Consider the following 20,402-nt stretch of genomic DNA (forward strand, 5'->3'; position numbering starts at 1 on the left):
AGTAATAGAATTACCAATTTGTACATAAAGAGAAGGTGTTAATTAATGAAGAAATGGGTTCAAAAAAGTATCGTCATTATGGTTGCGTTTTTAACTTTTGGATTAATTACGCCAACACATGAGATATGGGAAGCATTTGATCAAAATCCATCAAATCGTGCTTCTATCGGACCATCACCTGGGACAAGCACTGCAGAAGCGGCTGCTCTTCCGATAGAAACAGAAATACAAGAAGAACCAGTCGACTATGGCTCATTGCTCGTTGACGCTGCGAAAGAGCAATCCTATAAAAAATTCGGCACAAAAATCGGCCCAAAAATTAGCAATGAATTTGACTCCATTATCTTCCCGAAAATGGAGGAAGCTATTGCGATGACAGTAGCAAGCTTAGACGATTCATCATTAGCATCGTTAACAATTTCTGAAAAGCCAAGTGGCAACTACGGAGAAAAAATTTTCAATATTAGTAGCAATGAAACAGGCATGGATTTAATTCGCTTCCATGTCCGCACAGAAAAAAGACCACAGGAAGGCTATTACTACAACTTCCACTACCACAGTGCCGAGGACGACTTTATGGCACATAATAATTTAGGAGATATCTATTGGGAGAAAAACACACCTCCGAAATGGTTATCCTAAAAAATCACGAAACACTCGTTTAAAATACGAGTGTTTTTTTGTTTGAAAACATTGATATATCAACATTTATACCGATTTGTTGAGTTATTATATTTACAGATTATCTAGGTAGGGGAGGGAGAAGAAAAGCAAGTGCTCCAAATTCCAAGGGCATATCATCATATATGCATGAAGATGATCAATCAGGGAAAATTTCATCCCATGATTTGAGGTTCACATTTGTTGTGAAAATCGTGCTACGTTTCTCATAACGGGCATCAATGAGTTAAAAAATCAGTTTTGATGGGACAATCTTTGTCACTACTGACGAAAATACTTATTCAATATATAATTCACATTTTTTTAATTTTTCCCCGAACGCTAGTACTTTTCCTTAAAGTCAAGGTCTCCCCATTGAGGTCTAAAGCATCACATTTTCGCATTCCAGTATAAGAAAGCAAAAGTAGAAAGGAATAGTACGTCTCATCCTCATATTCTTCCGCATAATGTAACATTGTGCTTTGTTGGATCGAATGAGTACTAATAACTCAGCTTATTTGTTCAAAGAGAAGGTAAGCTTACACCTCTTAATTTTTTTCGATGAAGTATTTCTTCTTCAATAACTGCATTAATGGTGATAAAAAAATAGCGCGTGTGTTAATAAATTCATATTGATAAATAGCTAAGTTTATAGAAACTTAATAACGGTTTAAACAGATAATAATTTCTCGTTGAGTTATGTTTTTAAGGTTCGGTGGGGAATTTCTATACAAAATACACTGTTTAACATGATTGCAACCGTAAGTTGACGAAGTGCAACTGCAACATTGTAGAGGTAAGAGCAATGTTTTTCTAAGATTTAGATAGTATTTAAGAAAGGAGATTCATGTTTAATCGAAATTAAAAAACAGTGCATTATTGAAAGTAATTAGAGAGGAGAAACAATGAAACAAGTATCTATTATCGGGATTGTTTTTACCATCGGTGTATTAATTTGCTTAAAGATTTTTCAGGACTCAATCTCAAGAATTGATGAGCCAATAACAAATATATTCGTATTTGTAGGCTTTGTCTTTGTTGCTATTATATATGGCATGTCTCGATTTAGAAAAAAATAGTGAACACACCTTGGGAAAGTAAAAAGGAATGTTCTTTAAAGAAGGAGAGTATTACATGTTTCGTCAAATGGTACAAGAGTTTGTTGGTCAATTATCTGAATTAGATTTATTTTTACAGTATTTGGGCGTTTTTGTTATATCGTTCATTCCGTTCGTAGAATCTCCTGGTGGGGCTGTAGTCGGTTCTCTCATCGGGATCCCGATTATTTTTGCAGTAATTATTAGTATGATAGGAAACTGGATTTCAATCTTGTTCGTTATTTTACCTTTTAATGCTTTGTTTACAAAAATTCGTAATCGTAATTCAATAAAAAAAGGATTTATTCATAATCGCGCAACGAAAGCGAGAGAAAGGTACGATAAATATGGAGTTCCAGGACTTGCACTTATTGCTCCATTAGTCGCTTCCGCCCATATTGCTGCCTTCACCTCATTAGCTGCAGGAACAAATAAAAGAAGAGTTATCTTTTGGCATTCCGTTAGTATAGGTTTTTGGGGAATTCTTGGTGGAGTATTAGGAGGTTATTTAAACTATGATTTAATGAAATAATATTTTGAGTGTGTTTACTACAATTGAAATAAATCAATGTTATTAAGAGAGGATAATAACAAGATGACTTTAATAAAAAAATGGATAATTAATCTTGGAGGCTTCTTAATTCTTAACCTCATCTTTTCAACTTTGGATGGTACATTTGTAGTCACTAATGTTAATTTTGGTGATTTTGGAAATAGGATATTACAGACTGAATTTTTTACCGAGAGGTTAAGTTTTTATGAAAATCCCTTTTTCAATATAGTTGCAATCTTCGCTGCACTCCAAATAATAATTGCTGCTTTATATGATATATCTAAAGTGGTAACTGGTAAATGATATCTTTCGAAATTCTAATCGAATGAATTGAAACAAAGAGATACCCGTGTTATCGTGATGTATAGGAATAAAATGGAATGTGAAAGTTCGTGAATTGGATAAATATTCATTAGTCACTGCTTTGTTCGCTGTGTAACATTCGTTGAAGTATTTTTACTAACTAAACATATAGCTGTATGAAGGTAGCGGCATTTTTACTTATAAGTAATAACTATTAAAATAAGAGAATATAACAAATGGAAGGAGTTCAAAGCAAGTGACATTTGGTGAAAAACTTTTTAAATTGAGAAAGGAAAATGGGCTTTCTCAAGAAGCTTTAGCTGAAAAATTAAACACGACGAGACAAGCCGTTAGCAAGTGGGAGAATGGTCAAGGGTATCCTGAAACTGAAAGACTTCTTATGATTGGAAATATATTCGGTGTTTCTATGGATTATCTGTTAAAGGACTCTGCCGAACCAAGCAATGATAAAGAGTCAGGATATTATGTTAGCAAAGAAATGGCAGAAGGTTTTTTACTCTCTGTTCGTAAATCAGCTAAATATTTCTCAATGGGTTTATTTTTTATTGCTTTATCCTTTATCCCTTATTTTATTTTTAAACAAGACCCATCAACTTATTTAGTACCAACGATTATTCTTGCAACCATAGGAATAGGCTTACTTGCGTCAACATCTTTTTTTGAAGAAGATAAATATAAAGTGCTTAAACAAGAACCTTTATTGTTTGATGAAAAATATCTCCAAGAGCTAAACATTAGATATAAAAGTATGAAGAGAAAATACTCAATTATTATGATAGTTGGATTCGGTTTATTTGTAGTGGGGTTCTTACCGATTGGATTAGAAAGGAAAAAATTTATTTCCGCTGGTTTTCTGACACCGTATTATCCGATTTGTATTGTGCTGATTGCAGTCGGTATCTACATTTATACTCATATGTCCAATATCCTAGATGCATATAAACTTCTTGCCAGGAATGAAGTATATACTAATCGATTTGGCTTTATGTTTCGAAAGAAAGTGAGAAAAAAGTTTGATAATTTTTAAACTAATACAGATGAAATTGATCAAAACATTTTTCAGCCCATGTTTAAAGTTGTTTTATGCTTTGCATAGTTTGAAATTATGATAGTTATATTTGTGCATTGAATTATCAATGTCTATAGGCAAGATTAGATAGAGTATCTATCACAGCAAATTTATTTGGGAGAAAATACACCATCGAAATGGTTATCCTAGTCGAAACACTCGTTTAAAATACGAGTGTTTTTTTGTTGGAAAACATTGATAAATCACCGTTTGTAGCAGATTGTTCTAAAGGGAACGAAGAAAAAACATGTACCCCAAAATACACCCAACATTAAAATTTCATTATTTTTCGATTTCATCTATTAAAAAGATGCGTGTACTCCATCTTTTTAATAGTTTTGTTTAAATGAATTGAATTGTTTCAATAGGTAAATTTGAGAAGCTAGCTCCCAGCCACTACATTTACAATCAAAAATAAAGTGGAATTCTTTCTACAACCGTCTATACAATTGTTTTTAGATTTTAATAAGATATACAGAAAGTAATATCTTTTTATTAGGAGGTGAATCTTTGTCAAATCAAACATCAACATGTCAAAATAGAAAGTATACAATTACTACAGGACCATTTCTTGTTCCATTGGATGCTGCAGTTGGACAGCCTAATAATCGACTTGTGATTCTTATTAAAAACCCTACAAGCAAACCACTAGAGGCTGATGTTGTGATTGAATATTGCCCTTCTTTACAGCTTTCAATGGAAGGAATATCACTTCCTTTTATAACGAATGAGAATGAAAAACCTTTTCTAGAAGGTCTTCCGTCAACTGTTATACCTCCAAGGAGTTGTACTCGATTGGAGTTTGATATTAGTTCTCTTGTAAATGGAATCCTTCATGTTAAATCTACAGGCGATTATTTAGTAGGAGAACGCCCATTACGTGGAAGACTTGAAATCGAAGTGGTTGGTGGATCAGGCCTTTCTAGTCCTACAAATCCTGGTCTTGCTGTTGCAGATCCTTCCATGGTATTCCATTACGGTGATATGAAGGTTATGCTTCTCGGAAATTAAATTATAAAAACCTTAAAACGAGTACAGGAAGCACAAAAGCGCCGTACTCGTTTTCGTTTTGGATATTGATAGCTATAGAATTTTTTCGTGCACTCGGCATGCGTATCCCGAACAACGAAGACAGATAATACTTACTAGGCTTTAAATGTTTAAATTTACTAACAAAAATAGTAAGTAGATATGCAAAAAAATCCATTGGTATGATATACTATTCTTGTTTTACATAATTGGAAATTAATATAAAGTATGGGGGAGAAAGTGTTTTGGGGTGTGAAAGGACATGAAACAATTTTTTAGAAAATTAAATAAAATCGATACGTTTTCGCCGTATTTCTTTTTACCATTTATTTTACTGCTATATTTCTTTACGAGCATGTTTGATTGGCATAGGTTTGAAATGTTCAATATACATGTTTCCATTTGGCCAGCAGTTATTTTAGCAGTTATTTGTTATTACATAGGTGTTTACGTTATAGACAAGATGAAATGGACAATTCCTTCATTTGGTCTGTCGTTTTTAGGCAAATATGTGATTCATTTTATCGTGTTTCTTACGTTACTTGGTTTATGTTCGTACATATGGATGGTTTTTGGAGGCGGACTTGGTATTTCGGATGAGTCAAATCGCCGAAACCTAAATCCAAAGCTGAACTTCTTTAGTCAATTACTATGGTTTGGAGTTTTATTGCTGCTATCCTATAAAATGATTTTAGAAAAGCATATGACGTGGAAGAAAGGGTTTATCTACGGTTCTATCTATGTATTTATCATTTTTTTATTTGTGTTAGTTGCCTATCGAACGCCATTAATTATTATCCTATTTACAGGGATCATCATTGTCCACTACGTAGTAAAACGAGTGAAATTAACGTGGTTTTTAACAACGCTGTTAGTTATTGGTGTAGCTTTCTCTATGTTTAGTTTTATTCGTGTGTTAACGGAGGATCGGTCATTAGAATTTAATAACCGAGACCAGCCTGATGTGGAGCTAACAGAAGAGGCAAGAGACCAACTGTTAACGGCTGAACAAAAGGTAAATCAAACGCCGTTATGGGTGCGTGCATTAAATGAAGAAAGTGTAACAGGGCATATTGTGTTAAGTACAATTATTGAGTATACGCAGGAAAACGGTTATTTAAACGGTGAAGTCCATAAAGGTATCTTTAGTACGATATTACCTGGTAAGCAAATTTCACCTCGTATGGTGGTAACTGAAGTTGTCAATTCCATAAGTGTGGAGAAGGGTAAGGTTATTACCCGTGGAAATCGTACAACTACACCAACCTTTATTGGTCAATTATTTTTAGATGGAGGCTATTTATTAGTAGCAATTGGCTTCTTTTTATATGGTGCTTTAATTTCGCTTCTTTATAATAAAGTGAAACAGGAGGGCATTCGTAGTTTCCATTCTGTCGCCTATGCATTTACTATTACGGTATTTACGGTGTCTATGCATACAGGTTTACTCGATTTAATCTTTGTTTTAATGCTTGGCTTTGTCATCATTGCTTCGTCGATTATAAAAGTGGATCAAAATCAGCTTCGTTATTAATTAATAAAAACTATTTATAGAGCCTTCCCCGCAATGGAGAAGGCTTCTTTTTATTCCTCTATAACTGTACATAAAGTGCGGTTGGTGAAAAATAAAAATCAGTGGGTAGATGAAAACCCCACTGATTGATGTGTTATTTTATTGAGTGATGCGCTCGAAAAATTCCCTTGTTTTTTCGATATCCGTTACATGTCGATTGCATGTTTGGCTGTCAGCGCAAATGTAATTACTATAATTCGTGAACGTTCCAACGATTTGCCCTTTTACAGATGTAGTAAATAGGCCCACATCGGAATGGCGGTTACATATTGCACATATTCCACGAATAGTATCATTGGAGAATGTGCCTTTAATCGATTTGAACTTTTCATCTTGTTCCAGCAAGACATATTTTCGATGTGTTCCAGGATCATCCCACGCTAAATAACAAATCTCCTGAAAATCCATTTCTTCAAGCTTCGGTAGTTTTAGCTTTTTTTCCTTTTTAAAAAGGCTTTTCAGTGTACTGGCAGTGACTGCTTTGAAAGGGATGACGTATGGTTTTAATCGTTCAATATACTCATCACCCTGTGCACGATTTGTCACTTCGAAAAGCTGTTCAATTAGCTCAGCTTCCTCAGCGGACAACGCTAATTTTGCTGTGATCTCGTTTTCAATGATACCGTGTACGGCAAGGATGACGTCCTTATCTTTCGTCGTTGCAAGTGTTCGTATGATTTTATTCATTTGCTGTTCAAGTAAATGATAGTTTGCCACCGTTAAAAACGGCTGAATTGTTGGTTTTTCCATTTGAATTCACTCCTGTATTGTAGGCTTTTCATAAAATTTATGGCCTAAAGAGATCATTCAATTATGTTATTTGCGTTAACTTTTCTAGACCTCTTTGACCTGTAAAGTGTTTGGTCTAGAGCAAGCATTACAAAAGAATGCGTCCATTTCGATTCCTCCTTGAAAAGAAAACTATCTTTATTATAACATTTTTTAGGGAATAAATAAAGTTACAATATTCAGATTTTTATATTAAAATAAATGGTATAATTGTATTTATTGGGATATTCACCCTAGCGCGGAGGTGAATTCCATTCCAGTTGGGCTCTTTCCTGGGAGCGTCCGATAAGCCTATTTGCCCACAAGAATGTTGGCCACGAAGACATTATCACAGGAAAAGGGGCGGAAACCTTTTTAAAGAGTACTGTTACCACAGAAAATTTTTAAGAAAAGAGGAACGTCTATGATTCAGTTTGAAAAGATGAACACAAAGCATTTTTTGCAAAATTTAACGGTAAGTGATTTTGCGATTAGTCCTGATGAAAAGCAGATGGTACTAAGTACGAATTTTAATGGATATTTTAATCTATGGGGAATGGATTTAGAGAAAAAATTTCCTTATCAAATGACTTTTAATAATCAAACTTCGGATTTTATTAAATATTCGAAAACAGGTGAATTCCTTTTAGCAGGATTTGATAAAGATGGCGATGAAAATAGTCAAATTTATGCAATCTCACCTGAGGGAGGAAGCCTAGTACCAATTCGTTATAAAGAGGGAGAGCGTCATTTCTACTCACATTTGACTGAGGATGGTAGACATCTTTATTACTCAACTACAGCTGGAAATTCGACGTATTTAAATAGTTTAGTTTATGACATTGAGAGTGAAGAGGAAAAGTTACTTGTTGAGGGTAGTGATGCACCTACATTTATTGCTACGGTTAGCCCAGAGGAAAAATCATTTGTTTATATTAAACAGTATGGTAATACGCATTCCTTAGCATATGTACAAATTGATGGTGAGGAAATATTGCTCACGCCATTAACGGCTAAGCAACATACAGTTTCCGATGTTGTGTATACTTCTGAATTGGAAATTTATTTTTTAACAGACTACGATGAAGATTTTAGCTACTTAGCAAAATTTGATATTCAGTCGAAACAATTTACAAAGTTGCTTCAATTAGAAAAAGAAATCTTTACAAGTATTCATTATTCGAAAGAAGAGCATGCACTATATTTAGTTGGTTCCTATGGTGTCGAGGATCGACTTTATCGTTATACAGTTGCTGATGGAAAAAGCGAAAAACTCGAAGCACCTGTTGATATTATTGAGAAAATGGTTATTATGCCAAGCGGACATTTATATTTGCTTGGAAAATCGGCTACGAAGCCAAATAATATTTTTGTTTCAAAGGAAATGGGAAGCTCGTGGTTGGAGTTAACTCACTATAGAGTACCGGGTGTTCGAGACGAGGATTTGGTGGAACCCGAAGTGCTACGTTATCCATCGTTTGATGGTTTGGAAATTGAGGCACTCTTGTTCAAGGCGAAGGAAGAAAATTCGAATGGATATGTTATTTTATGGCCACATGGTGGTCCGCAAGCAATTGAACGCAAATCATTTCGACCGATGTTCCAATTCTTTGTTAACCAGGGATACTCTATTTTTGCACCTAACTTTAGAGGCTCATCGAACTACGGTCTAGATTTTAAGAAAATGGTTGAGGGAGATTGGGGTCATGGCCCGCGTCTTGATAATATTACTGGGGTGGATTGGCTAATTGAGAAGGGCTATGCGGATCGTGATAAAATGCTGCTTTTAGGTGGTAGCTATGGAGGCTATATGGCACTGCTATTACATGGGCGCCATGCAAATTACTTTAAAGCGGTTGTCGATATTTTTGGTCCAAGTAATTTATTTTCATTTATTGAGTCTGTTCCGGATTTTTGGGCGCCATATATGAAGCAATGGATAGGAGATCCAGAGAAGGATAAAGAAAGATTAATAGCCGATTCACCAATTACGTATTTGGATGGTATGACGAAACCTATGTTAGTCATTCAAGGGGCGAATGATCCACGTGTTGTGCAAAAGGAATCTGACCAAATCGTTGCTGCTTTGAAGGAAAAGGGGCGAGAAGTTGGATATGTTGTGCTAGAGGATGAGGGACATGGATTCACGAAAAAGGCGAATGAAATATTCGTTTATGAGAAAATAATCGAATTCTTTAATACACATATCAGTCAAACAAAAACTTCCGAACTCGTAATCGATTAAAAAAATTGGAGGACTTTTATGCTACTAAATCAACAAGGATTTAATTTATGGGCTGATGGCTATGATAAAACGGTTCAGCTTAGTGAAGAAAGCAATCAATATCCATTTGCGGGATATAAAGCAGTTTTAAATACGATATTTAACGAGGTCATGTCCATTCCAAAATCAACTGTATTAGACATTGGATTTGGCACAGGGGTGTTAACGGCAAAGCTTTATGACAATGGCCATTTTATCAATGGGCTCGATTTTTCCTCGAAAATGATCGAAATCGCCAAAGAAAAAATGCCTGATGCAAACTTAATAGAGTGGGATTTATCAAAGGGGCTGCCAGCAGAGCTCCTTCATCAAAAATATGAGGCCATTATTAGTACCTATGCGCTGCATCATTTTACCGATGAAATGAAGGTGCAATACATTACAGCATTATTGCAGCAACTTACGCCTGCAGGCAAAATTTTTATCGGCGATATTGCGTTTGAAACTAGAGCGCAACTTGAAAAATGTCGACAAGACAGTATTGATTATTGGGATGATGATGAATTTTACTTTGTCCATGAGGAAATTAGTGCCTTATTAAAAGGCGTATGCCAATTAGAATTTTATCCAATCTCGCATTGTGGTGGGGTTTTTGTACTTTCGAATTTTGCATAGGAAGATGCCTACATGATTATTTTTCAATAGGGTGTGTTTGTGAAAATTCTTTAAGTCTCTGGGGATTTTTCGACAAAATTAGGAAGGGGCTGTCTACTGACAGGCCCTTCGCTTTATGTAAACATCGACATAATATATTTACCTGATAACATAAAAACTGCATAAACTGCGAGAGAGCTAATTACGGAAATGCTAGGTTTAAACCAGATTGTTAATAAAAATGCGAGAACTGTAAAAAGTAACATACCTACAGCCTCAAACACTGTATTTTGTAACACGCTATGGAAAGTATCTTCCTTCATATTTTTCATTTGCATGCCCATATTAATGAGCGTCAGAATAGGTAATGCCGTAATGATGCCGGATAAAAACAGATATTTTGATTGGCTTAACAGTAATGCTAATACCATAATGGTGCCACCGACTATAAAATATATAATATATGTAACCCTGGATTTTTAATTCGGAATAGTGTGATAATACTTTACGGAATAATTCCTTACAAGCCCCTGATTTGAATATTTAGCAAGAAGCTGAGAAAGATAGATTTTTATCAAAAATAACTAGAATATTTCTGCCTAGTTGAAAGAGTTGATGACTGTGTTTTTTATTTCTTTTATTCTTTTTTATGTAGTCGGTATACCACTTTCAGTACTTATTCATGAAATTGGGCATGCCTTAGGTGTTATTTTATTTTCTAAAGAAAAAGCCTATGTTTATTTAGGAACTAGTGATCCTTCGAATAAAGAAAACTTTCGCATTGGAAGAATGCATTTTCATATTCGGTGGGGATATTATGGCTATTGTTATCCGGAAAAGGAGAGCTCTTTAACACGAGTTCAGACAATATTTTTTTACGTCGGGGGTCCCGTTATATCTCTTTGTCTAGCTGTCCTATCTTATATTGCTATGAATACGTTCACTAACGAAGCACTTCGAAATTTTCTTAATGGATTTTTTTATATGAATGGATCCCTTTTTCTTTTTACAGCTATTCCGATCATCTATCCAAAATGGTTAAAGCCTTATGCTGGATTACCTTCGGATGGTTACCAAATTTTTTATACATTGAAAAAACTGAAAATATAAAATTTTAGACATCTCTTTAAATGTATCGTAAACTACGATATAATCGATTTTGACGATATAATTAAAGGAGCAAAATTATGATTAAAGAATTAAATAACTATTTTACAACAATTTATTACCATCTACATACAACGCATGAAGAGTCAATTTCGCATCAAAGCGTGCGAATTTTACAGATGATTCAAAAGGAAGATGAAGTAACTGTACGTGATATTGCAGAGTTACTGAATATTTCTCAAAATACAGCGTCAGAACATATAAAAAAGTTGGAGCGAAATGGCTGGGTGACAAAGGAGCGATCTATCGAAGATCAACGCAAAGTACATCTACATCTTACAGCAGAAGGGTTTCACGTCTTAAAGAAAAACACTGAATTAGATGATGAAAAACTGCAACATGCGCTAAGCCAGCTTTCAGAAGAACAACAACAAACAATTTTACAGGCATTTCGTCTATTAAGCGAGGTGTCTAAATAATGTACACATTAGTAAAAATCCTTTGCTCGGCGGCCGTTATCGGTATTGTTACAGAGGTTGCTAGAAGATTTCCTTCCTATGGCGGCATTATTGCAGCTCTACCACTTGTCAGTATTTTAAGTATCATCTGGCTTACTGTGCAAAGTGAGCCGAGTGAACATATTCAGCGCTTTACGGTTGGTGTAATTGTTGGATTACCAGCTACAATGTTTATGCTGTTTGTTATTTATATGGCGATGAAATCATCGATCCATATCGTGTTTGCCATTGGACTAGGAATTGCTTCATGGGCAGTTTTTCTAGGTGTTCAAAAAGCCATTGCTAGTGTATTTAATTTTTCAATTTAGGAGAATAGTAGATGACAGTAATTCCAATTCAGCAATTACATCAAAATGATGTGTTACAGTTTTTTAAAGAGCATTGGGGAAGTACAGAAATGGTCATTTCCAGTGGGATATATGACTGTAGTCAATTAGATGGCTTCGCCTATGTAGATAAACAAAACATGATGTTAGGTCTCGTGACGTATATCATTCGTGATAAAGAATGTGAAATTATTTCCCTTGATAGTATTTCGGAGGGAAAGGGGATTGGTTCATTGCTTGTACAAGTTGTTGAACAACATGCATCCGAACAAGGCTGTACAATGATTACCCTCATTACGACAAATGATAATTTACATGCGTTAAAATTTTATCAAAAGCGAGGTTATTGCTTAATCGAAATCTTACAAAACGCAGTAGATCTGGCAAGAGCATATAAACCTGAAATTCCTTTAATCGGCAATGATGGGATTCCGATACGTGATGAAATAAGATTAGCAAAGCAATCTGACTTATAATGAGTCAGGTTGTTTTTATTTGTATTAAAGGGTAGCGTAGCGCAAAGAAGATAATTGACGTAAAAAGCCCTCACTAGAACTTGAAGCAACGGATAGAACGTCCAAAATCGTGGATAGAGTCTTCGGGATGATGGATAGAACGTCCAAAGTCGTGGATAGAGTCTCCGGAATGATGGATAGAACATGCAAAATCGTGGATAGACCCTCCGTAATGATGAATAGAACATCCAAAGTCGTGGATAGACCCTTCGGAATGATGGATAGAACGTCCAAAATCGTGGATAGACCCTCAGGAATGATGGATAGAACATGCAAAATCGTGGATAGACCCTTCGGAATGATGGATAGAACATGCAAAATCGTGGATAGACCCTTAGGAGCGACGGAAAGAATCACTGTTTATTTTCGAGGTTTCATCACCTGCGATTTCTCGCTATACTTATGGGTAGTAAGAAAGTGAGGAATGAAATGAAAAAATTACTATTTGTTTTATTATTTAGTGTTCTAGTGGTGGGAGGAGCCTTCATCATTTATTTAAAAAGCAATCCACCACTTGTCATGAACAGCTATACGAATTCTACAGAAGATTCAACTATAAAAATCGTAGAAATAGAGAATAAAGGACTACGTGACATCAAGCTTCAACAAATACTCATCAATGATAAAGTGCCTGAAAATGTTGAGCTTGTCGTGAGTAAGTCGGAACCGTTTGAAGCAGAAACGAAGCTAGTAGGTAATCCGAATATTACATATCATAAATTAAGACAAGTAAATATTTTTCCAAGTCAATACATAGATCGTAAGGCCATCGGAAAGCAGCCACAGCATTATGCAGTGAAAGTTGAGGCACCTAATATTAAAAAAATAACAATTAAGTACGATTATTTAAATATGCCATTTACTTTAACAGCTGAGTTACAAGCTACTAAATAAAGGGAAGCTATTATCAATGGGGGTTTTCTTTTTCAAAGTTGGTTAGGCTGCATGCATCTTAAATCAGAAAAGCGCGAGAAATCAACGTTTCAAAAATTGATTTCTCGCGCTTTTTAAGGCTTAGACCAGTTTTGTCTCAACCTTATCATTTTCTTTTTTTTATTTGTAAATTGCCCTTATTAAACATAACAAGTCCATTAAATCGCTCATAAAAACCATATAACGGATATAACAGTCCAAGGAATACGATAAAGGAAGGAATTTTTTCGATAACAGGGATTATACCTAATAGTAAAGATCTTAATGTTTCTGTTAAGAAAATAAATAAAGGAATGATTGCAATTGTACCAATTAATAGAAATGGGGTTACTTTTGTCTCTTCTAATTTGACGTGGCAGTGTGGACATTTCATGGTAAATGGTGATGAAAAATCCTCAAAGTCTTCAAGCGTTATTGCTTCTTGACAATCTGGACATGGTATAGATGTTTTCATAAATAAAGCTCCTTAAAACGAATTCTCTTTAGTATAGTTGAGAATTATTCCCAAAGTAAGCGGGAAATATTGGGGTTAAGAAATTGGAAATCAGAAGAAAAAGCGTAAATAAGAAAAGGGTCGGGCTGTTATGTGCAGTTTACCTCCCAACTAACGTCATTACATCCATAAACTTTGATGGGGTAGTCCATTGCCCGTTAAACCTTAGCTATAGACTCGTTTTATGTCTTATCATTTATGCCCGTGTCATTTCATAAGATTGTTTGATGAAAAAATACTATCTCTCCTAAAACATGGTAATCTAATAGTAACATTCGTTGAAATGTTAGGAGGGACTAAATGGGGTTTGTCGTCATCGGCATAGTACTTGTTATCTGTATTTTCACTGTGACTTTAGTGGTTATTCGGAAGCATTCAGAGGGGGATATTAAGCTGGAAGTAACAGCTGTATGTGAAGGGAAAAATGAATTAAATCAAGCTATTATGAAGATATATTTTACATTTTCAATTGGCAAACTGGCACAACGTAAAAAAGAAATAATGGGCAGTATTGATTGGTCAAAAGGATGGATGCCTGTTTGCTATAATTTAAAGGAATATGGAGTCTATCAGGACGAAAGAATACTCCCTGCTACAAATGAGAAAACGTATACAACCTTCGAAATCAACGCTACAAATGCTACAGATCCTCTGGGACGGGGTGAGGGGTATGTTGTACTAGTATTAGAGGATCCTATTTCTATAGATAAATCCAGAGCAGGTGTGATTCTTGCAGTAACCGCCAATATGGTGACCTATCAGCTATCTGATTCAACTAGCTGGAATAATGACTTTTAATCTTAATGAAAATCAACAAGATAATCCACATACAACACGTTAATAACTTCCATCGCCGTTTGAAAGGATGGATGGAACGATTTCAAGGCGTAGGTACGTATTATTCGGATAGTTACCTCTACTGATATCGTTGGCTTGAGTTACATAAAAACTTGGCATTTGAAAATCGGGTAGAGCAAATGCTTATTTCCGCTAGTCAAAAAATCTATATATTTCACAGTTGAAGCATTAAGAAAAGATAAAGCGCACCATTTATCAGATGCTTTTTAAAGGACCCAATGGTTTACTGTTATTCAAATAATGGAGCAAATTAGTTGAACTAGAAAGTTTCAGAACAACACAAAACTGCTAGAGAAGAATTACATTCTCTAGCGTTTCTTGTTTCTATGTTAATTCATTTTAACAAATCATTCCACAAATTACCATTCTGTTTTTCACCTTATTTTCTAGGTAATATAGAGTGATGAAAGGGAATGAAAGGATAATGAAGAAATCATCCTTTAAAGAATTAAACTTTGATGAGGAGGAAATATGATGGATTACCTATATCATATGGTGCCAAAAAAAATGACGGGGGAGGTTCTTATTTCTCTTAACGAGATAAAATTGATACATCCTGAACTTTATAAGGCCTACTCAAAAAAGTATTTTAACCATCCAGAAAGGCCGAGCTTATTATTGAAAAGCATCCCCAAATTAAATTGCTTATGGAATGATGTGATTTTTTTACTACCTCTTCATCCTTACTATGTTTACGAAGCTTTACATTCTCTTGGAGTAAGTATTAAAAAAGATTTGATGTTTTATGAAATACCAACAGAAAGATTGGTCAAAAATAAAAATGCTGTGTATTTCTATAATAAAGAGAATTATATGGGCCCAGCTTCGGATATACCTTGTGAAGAAATACAAATCATTGATATCATTTCATATCCAGAATGTTCGGCTTTACCATCAGACACATTTGCCTACTTCACAGAAGAACATAAAAAAGGTGTTAACTTTGGGATGTTCGCACATATTCCACATATTTTGAGTTTAGGATACATTAATATTAAAGGTGTAAATATGATTAATTGGAGTGTTGCTCCAGTTCAAACAAAATTGATTTAATATCGGCGGTTAGATAAATTAGCGACCTTGTTGAACTCCCATGAAAGAACTTAAGTATCTTTCATTTTCTGTGGTGAAGTGCTGATTTTTGCACTTCATGGATGGCTAACGGGTTCTAAGTTACATTTTGAATCACGAAATATAAAAACCAAAAAGACAGAATTTATTCTACACGTTTTGTAGATTAAATCGAACTTTTTGCTTTAAAAAAGCTATTCGTTAGGAGGAAAGTACCTAATGAATAGCTTTTTTGTTTGCTAGGGAAATAATGGAACCTATTCAATTGGATTTCGTAGAATATTAAAAGGAAGGAGTGTCTTTGTTGTATTCGTTACTATACTATAAGGAAAAACCTTGGGAGATAGACGATGAAGAGGAATTATACAAATATGCTGCTGTGGTTCAAAAGCACATCGCCATCTTAACCTATGGCAATCAGTTAGATGAACAAGCCTTAGATGAACTTATTGCAACATATCTAACAGAGGAAAGCTGCGATGACTCAAATAAATTTAATATAAGGTATGATACATATGATGCAGATGTGAAAAGTCCCCATAGGAATCATTGGATTTTTGGAATTCAGATGGATGATGAGCAGCTTTTAGAGTTTGAAGCGACTATCCAACGCTTAGATGGTACGCATGTCCGAATTCAACATAGGAGTCGAGGACATTATGAAGTTAAAATTGATGGTAAACTATATTCCACAAAGGTATATCGAACTAGAGAGTCCTTGAAGGTTTACAGAGAGCCTGTTGAAGGGGAATATTTACTTTTTATCGACGAGGAGTCAGAAGATAATGTCCTACTAAGAAGTAAAATGCATATGATGCCAGAAAAATTGCAATCGCTCTCTCTATCAGCGACAATTCCTCGTGAAGAATGGGAAGTATATGTACGAGATTGGATCAAACGATTACTAAAAATCATACAAGAGTGACGACCAATCATCAACGGAAAAGAAGGTAATAGATTTTGGATATTTTGACAGATAAATTAATAATGATTGGTTTGTTTATTCTCATCATTCATTCGATAGAGACACTTGCGTATGCAGTTCGATTATCGGGTGCACGTGTAAAATTATTAGCTTCTGCACTATCACTGTTTAATGTCATGGTCATGTTTTCAAGGCTAGCAAATATGATGCAGCAGCCTTTTACAGGAAGTCTAACTGACACAGCACCAAAGGAAAACACATTGCCATTTGTGGAACAGCAATTCCGCATACTTATTGGCGCCGCTTCACTAGGTACATTGGTAGGCATTCTACTATTGCCGACTTTTGTAGCGATATTTTCAAGGGCTATTATTCATTTGTCTGAGGAAAGAGGCTCGATCCCAGCATTATTCAAAAAAGGTTTTAGTATTGAGTATATCAAAAGGGGAATAAAACATATTCATTTGCCAAGCTTTTCATACTTAAAGGGGATTAGCTTGCGTGATATTCCTCTTAAATTATTTATCGTAAATGTCGTTATAACGGCCATCTATACCATTGGTGTACTGTCTGCACTTTACGCCTCTTTATTAGTTCCTGAAAGATCGAATACTGCTGTGATGTCATCAGGGCTTATTAATGGTGTAGCGACGATGTTACTAATTATATTTGTTGACCCTAAAATTTCCATTCTAGCAGATGATGTTATCAATCAAAGAGGCAGCTACTTAAGCCTTAAACGAGCTTCTGTGATGATGATGGGATCAAGACTGCTAGGCACATTTTTGGCACAACTATTATTTATACCAGGAGCAAAATATATTGCATGGTTTACACAATTCATGTAAGGGGGATATACATTGATGATAACTATTCCAGCCAAATAACAGGTTTCTTTAGGAATTAAGAAGGATAGATTGAAGTTGATATTAATATGATAACTTTCAAAGAAAGGAAAATCGATTTCTAATGAAAAAAATATGCTTCCTAATTTTAATGATGTTTGTGTTAGTTGCTTGTAGTACGAATCAACAAGAGGAGGTCCATTACATAGCGAAAAGTGAGCACTGGAAGGCCGTATATCATAGTAATATGGAGGAGGGCTTGCGGCTTTTCTATCTTGGTGAAGGTAAAGACTTGGGTGATTTACAAATAACGATTGAAGGGTCTAAAGAATCACTAACTATTGATGACGCCCGAGTGAATATAGATAAACAATTTGCCTTAAAGAAAAAAGAAAGTGCGAAAATTTTTAAAAAGGATGCTGCCCCAATCATTCAAATTCAATGGCAGTCTCACAATGAGACTTTAGAAGTGCGAAATAGCTGAAATAGATGAAGACATGAGCATAGGAGTGCCCAGACACCTTCGCTCAAAAAATTCAGTGATCGACATCGCTACTTTCCTGCTATGCATTTGCAATAAAAACACCTTAAATTGTTTCATAAAAACGAATTTTCGGACATTGACAAGTATTGGAGCATTCGTTATAGTAGATAACAATTTCACAAAGTAATGAAATTGGCGATGACAAGGACACGAGTTTAAATAAGCGATCCACAGAGAGGGGGGCCATGGCTGAAAGCTTCCTAATGCAGCTATTAAAACTTACTACCTTTGAGCAGTGCTTGGAAACTTGCACCGTACTTGCAACGTTACTGCATTTCAATGAGCCACTAGTGCATCTAGTGGGAATTTGGGTGGAACCACGGGTAATCAACACATGCTCGTCCCTTTATGGGGCGAATATGTGTTTTTTTTATTTTAAAATAAAGGAGTAGAGAACATGTCAAATCAATTAATTAACATTCAATTTCCAGATGGGAAACAACAAGCATTTTCAAAAGGTGTTACACTAACCGACATTGCACAAGCGATTAGTCCCGCTTTACGTAAAAAAGCAATCGTAGGGAGTGTCAACGGAACCATCATTGATTTGACGCGCCCGATTTTGGAGGATACACAAATTTCCCTTTATGATGCTAGCTCAAAAGAAGGAATTCAAGTAATTCGTCATTCAACAGCTCATTTACTAGCTCAAGCAATTAAGCGTTTATACCCTGATGCTCGATTTGGGATTGGCCCAGTAATAGAGAATGGTTTTTATTATGATATCGACATTGAGCATTCCTTTGCGCCAAGTGATTTGCAACAAATTGAAAAAATGATGAAGCAAATTGTGCAAGAAAATATACAAATACAGCGTAAAGAAGTAACAAGAGCAGAGGCACAACAGCTATTTGCTCATGATGCGCTAAAGCTAGAGTTATTAGAAGATATTCCAGAACATGAAGTTGTGACGGTTTATGAACAAGGAGATTTTTATGATCTATGTCGTGGACCTCATGTACCTTCTACAGGTAAATTACAACATTTTAAATTAATGAATGTGTCTGGAGCTTACTGGCGTGGTGATAGCAATAATCAAATGCTTCAGCGTATATACGGTGTAGCGTTTGCCTCAAAAAAAGAGCTTGAGGAACACTTTGTTTTCTTAGAAGAAGCGGAAAAGCGCAATCATCGAAAGCTAGGAAAAGAACTAGATTTATTTATGTTTTCAGAGGAAGCACCAGGGATGCCATTTTATTTAGCAAATGGTCAAATTATTCGTAACGAATTGGAATCTTATTTACGTCATGTACAAGCAAAATTTGATTATCAAGAAGTACGGACACCATTGATGATGAACCAGCGACTATGGGAGCAGTCAGGACATTGGGATCACTATAAAGACAATATGTATTTTACACAAGTAGACGACCAAAGCTTCGCATTAAAGCCGATGAATTGCCCTGGACATATACTAATTTTTAAAAATGATTTACATTCATACAGAGATTTACCGATTCGTATGGCTGAATTTGGTCAAGTTCATCGACATGAATTTAGTGGTGCATTAAATGGACTTTTACGAGTTCGGACTTTTTGTCAGGATGATGCACATATTTTTGTTACGCCACAGCAAATTGAAGATGAAATTGCACTTGCCCTGAAAATAATTGATGAGGTATACAAGGTTTTTGACTTCCAATACGATATTGAATTATCAACACGTCCAGCTAATTATATGGGCGATATTGATCTTTGGAATGAAGCGGAAGCTGCATTAGAAAACGTACTAACTAGTCTAGGCTTTCCATTTACAATTAATGAAGGTGACGGAGCGTTTTATGGACCAAAAATTGATATTCATATTAAAGATGCCATTCACCGCAGTCATCAATGTGCAACGGTCCAGCTTGATTTCCAACTACCTGAGAAATTCGATTTAACATATATCAATGAACAGAATGAAAAAGTAAGACCTGTCGTTATTCATCGAGCGGTATTCGGTTCAATTGATCGCTTCTTAGGCATATTAATTGAGCATTTCGGAGGGGCGTTCCCAACGTGGCTTGCACCTCAACAAGTAAAAGTAATCGGGGTAGCAGATACACATCAAGATTATGTACAACAAGTAGTGGATGCTTTACAAAAGGAACAAATCCGTGTAAGTATTGACGATCGACAAGAAAAGCTTGGTAAAAAAATTCGTGAAGCTCAAATGAAAAAAATACCGTATATTTTAGTGCTTGGTGATAAAGAAATGGATCATCAACATGTCACTGTTCGTAAATATGGTCAGCAAGCATTAATTGAAAAACCATTGCAACAGTTTATAGAGGAACTAAAGCAAGAAATACAGCAAAAAGCCTTATCTTAAAA

24 protein-coding genes and 2 pseudogenes are annotated in these 20,402 nt (G+C 35.2%); 21 read left to right on the forward strand and 5 right to left on the reverse strand.

Translation table 11 applies throughout. The features are described from left to right. Positions 1-45 precede the first annotated feature (45 nt). A complete protein-coding gene (locus ACMZ42_RS17355; protein ID WP_370079005.1) occupies positions 46-642 on the forward strand; it encodes a YpjP family protein in 597 nt (198 codons plus the stop codon). Between the two features lie 181 nt (positions 643-823). On the opposite strand, the pseudogene ACMZ42_RS17360 reads toward ACMZ42_RS17355, so the two are convergent. Further along, a pseudogene (locus ACMZ42_RS17360) lies at positions 824-907 on the reverse strand (ATP-binding protein); the annotation flags it as partial. 658 nt (positions 908-1,565) lie between these two features. Between ACMZ42_RS17360 and ACMZ42_RS17365 the strand changes: the two are divergent. From ACMZ42_RS17365 to ACMZ42_RS17390, 6 genes are all read left to right on the forward strand, one after another. Further along, positions 1,566-1,739 (forward strand): hypothetical protein, encoded by a 174-nt coding sequence (locus tag ACMZ42_RS17365; protein ID WP_415732177.1) that lies wholly within the window; start codon positions 1,566-1,568, stop codon positions 1,737-1,739. A gap of 55 nt (positions 1,740-1,794) precedes the next feature. Then, on the forward strand, positions 1,795-2,289 hold the full coding sequence (locus ACMZ42_RS17370; protein WP_415732178.1) for a small multi-drug export protein: 495 nt from the start codon (positions 1,795-1,797) through the stop codon (positions 2,287-2,289). Positions 2,290-2,352: 63 nt separating this feature from the next. Continuing rightward, on the forward strand, positions 2,353-2,613 hold the full coding sequence (locus ACMZ42_RS17375) for a YfzA family protein (protein ID WP_415732179.1): 261 nt from the start codon (positions 2,353-2,355) through the stop codon (positions 2,611-2,613). 256 nt (positions 2,614-2,869) lie between these two features. Next, positions 2,870-3,661: a helix-turn-helix domain-containing protein gene (locus tag ACMZ42_RS17380; RefSeq protein WP_415732180.1), complete on the forward strand. Its 792-nt coding sequence runs from the start codon at positions 2,870-2,872 to the stop codon at positions 3,659-3,661. 552 nt (positions 3,662-4,213) lie between these two features. Further along, entirely contained in the window at positions 4,214-4,714 is a 501-nt protein-coding gene (locus ACMZ42_RS17385; protein ID WP_370078997.1) for a hypothetical protein, read from the forward strand. A gap of 280 nt (positions 4,715-4,994) precedes the next feature. Next, positions 4,995-6,266, forward strand: coding sequence for an oligosaccharide repeat unit polymerase (locus ACMZ42_RS17390; protein ID WP_415732181.1), 1,272 nt, complete (start codon positions 4,995-4,997; stop codon positions 6,264-6,266). 138 nt (positions 6,267-6,404) lie between these two features. On the opposite strand, the gene ACMZ42_RS17395 is transcribed toward ACMZ42_RS17390, so the two are convergent. Next, the gene (locus ACMZ42_RS17395) at positions 6,405-7,055 is read right to left on the reverse strand and encodes a FusB/FusC family EF-G-binding protein (RefSeq protein ID WP_415732182.1); all 651 of its coding nucleotides are present in this window, start codon (positions 7,053-7,055) and stop codon (positions 6,405-6,407) included. A 442-nt stretch (positions 7,056-7,497) separates the two neighbouring features. On the opposite strand from ACMZ42_RS17395, the gene ACMZ42_RS17400 reads away from it, so the two are divergent. After that, positions 7,498-9,318 (forward strand): S9 family peptidase, encoded by a 1,821-nt coding sequence (locus tag ACMZ42_RS17400; RefSeq protein ID WP_415732183.1) that lies wholly within the window; start codon positions 7,498-7,500, stop codon positions 9,316-9,318. 18 nt (positions 9,319-9,336) lie between these two features. After that, entirely contained in the window at positions 9,337-9,972 is a 636-nt protein-coding gene (locus ACMZ42_RS17405) for a class I SAM-dependent methyltransferase (RefSeq protein ID WP_415732184.1), read from the forward strand. Between the two features lie 113 nt (positions 9,973-10,085). Here ACMZ42_RS17405 and ACMZ42_RS17410 read toward each other — a convergent pair whose 3' ends face one another. After that, a complete protein-coding gene (locus ACMZ42_RS17410) occupies positions 10,086-10,382 on the reverse strand; it encodes a hypothetical protein (RefSeq protein ID WP_415732185.1) in 297 nt (98 codons plus the stop codon). A 190-nt stretch (positions 10,383-10,572) separates the two neighbouring features. Between ACMZ42_RS17410 and ACMZ42_RS17415 the strand changes: the two genes are divergently transcribed. The 4 genes from ACMZ42_RS17415 (at position 10,573) to ACMZ42_RS17430 (ending at position 12,378) form a co-directional block, all read left to right on the forward strand. Next, positions 10,573-11,061, forward strand: coding sequence for a hypothetical protein (locus ACMZ42_RS17415; protein ID WP_415732186.1), 489 nt, complete (start codon positions 10,573-10,575; stop codon positions 11,059-11,061). A gap of 77 nt (positions 11,062-11,138) precedes the next feature. Next, entirely contained in the window at positions 11,139-11,537 is a 399-nt protein-coding gene (locus ACMZ42_RS17420; protein WP_415732187.1) for a MarR family winged helix-turn-helix transcriptional regulator, read from the forward strand. Continuing rightward, positions 11,537-11,884 carry a DUF3147 family protein gene (locus ACMZ42_RS17425; protein ID WP_323657388.1) on the forward strand — a complete coding sequence of 116 codons (348 nt, stop codon included), beginning with the start codon at positions 11,537-11,539 and terminating at the stop codon, positions 11,882-11,884. Before ACMZ42_RS17420 ends, ACMZ42_RS17425 begins: the two co-directional genes overlap by 1 nt. Before the next feature lie 11 nt (positions 11,885-11,895). Then, complete coding sequence (locus tag ACMZ42_RS17430) at positions 11,896-12,378, forward strand: GNAT family N-acetyltransferase (RefSeq protein WP_415732188.1); 483 nt, start codon at positions 11,896-11,898, stop codon at positions 12,376-12,378. A gap of 24 nt (positions 12,379-12,402) precedes the next feature. On the opposite strand, the gene ACMZ42_RS17435 is transcribed toward ACMZ42_RS17430, so the two are convergent. Next, on the reverse strand, positions 12,403-12,774 hold the full coding sequence (locus ACMZ42_RS17435; protein ID WP_415732189.1) for a hypothetical protein: 372 nt from the start codon (positions 12,772-12,774) through the stop codon (positions 12,403-12,405). 72 nt (positions 12,775-12,846) lie between these two features. Between ACMZ42_RS17435 and ACMZ42_RS17440 the strand changes: the two genes are divergently transcribed. Beyond that, positions 12,847-13,311 (forward strand): hypothetical protein, encoded by a 465-nt coding sequence (locus ACMZ42_RS17440; RefSeq protein ID WP_370078981.1) that lies wholly within the window; start codon positions 12,847-12,849, stop codon positions 13,309-13,311. Between the two features lie 145 nt (positions 13,312-13,456). Here the strand turns inward: ACMZ42_RS17440 and ACMZ42_RS17445 are convergent, their stop codons facing one another. Continuing rightward, positions 13,457-13,804 carry a hypothetical protein gene (locus ACMZ42_RS17445; RefSeq protein WP_415732190.1) on the reverse strand — a complete coding sequence of 116 codons (348 nt, stop codon included), beginning with the start codon at positions 13,802-13,804 and terminating at the stop codon, positions 13,457-13,459. Between the two features lie 339 nt (positions 13,805-14,143). Here ACMZ42_RS17445 and ACMZ42_RS17450 point away from each other — a divergent pair, with 339 nt between their 5' ends. From ACMZ42_RS17450 to thrS, 7 genes and pseudogenes are all read left to right on the forward strand, one after another. Continuing rightward, positions 14,144-14,641, forward strand: a complete 498-nt coding sequence (locus tag ACMZ42_RS17450; protein ID WP_415732191.1) for a hypothetical protein — start codon at positions 14,144-14,146, stop codon at positions 14,639-14,641. Between the two features lie 23 nt (positions 14,642-14,664). Beyond that, positions 14,665-14,911 (forward strand): annotated as a pseudogene (locus ACMZ42_RS17455) (hypothetical protein); the annotation flags it as partial. A gap of 264 nt (positions 14,912-15,175) precedes the next feature. After that, positions 15,176-15,754, forward strand: coding sequence for a group-specific protein (locus ACMZ42_RS17460; protein WP_415732192.1), 579 nt, complete (start codon positions 15,176-15,178; stop codon positions 15,752-15,754). A 322-nt stretch (positions 15,755-16,076) separates the two neighbouring features. Next, positions 16,077-16,697: a hypothetical protein gene (locus tag ACMZ42_RS17465; RefSeq protein WP_415732193.1), complete on the forward strand. Its 621-nt coding sequence runs from the start codon at positions 16,077-16,079 to the stop codon at positions 16,695-16,697. A 62-nt stretch (positions 16,698-16,759) separates the two neighbouring features. Continuing rightward, positions 16,760-17,545 carry a lipid II flippase Amj family protein gene (locus ACMZ42_RS17470; RefSeq protein ID WP_415732253.1) on the forward strand — a complete coding sequence of 262 codons (786 nt, stop codon included), beginning with the start codon at positions 16,760-16,762 and terminating at the stop codon, positions 17,543-17,545. A 121-nt stretch (positions 17,546-17,666) separates the two neighbouring features. After that, positions 17,667-18,026, forward strand: a complete 360-nt coding sequence (locus ACMZ42_RS17475) for a hypothetical protein (protein ID WP_402873875.1) — start codon at positions 17,667-17,669, stop codon at positions 18,024-18,026. 457 nt (positions 18,027-18,483) lie between these two features. Next, positions 18,484-20,400: a threonine--tRNA ligase gene (gene thrS, locus ACMZ42_RS17480; protein WP_415732194.1), complete on the forward strand. Its 1,917-nt coding sequence runs from the start codon at positions 18,484-18,486 to the stop codon at positions 20,398-20,400. Positions 20,401-20,402: the final 2 nt, after the last annotated feature.

Source organism: Lysinibacillus sp. NPDC056185 (genome assembly GCF_047737915.1).
GTDB lineage: Bacteria > Bacillota > Bacilli > Bacillales_A > Planococcaceae > Lysinibacillus.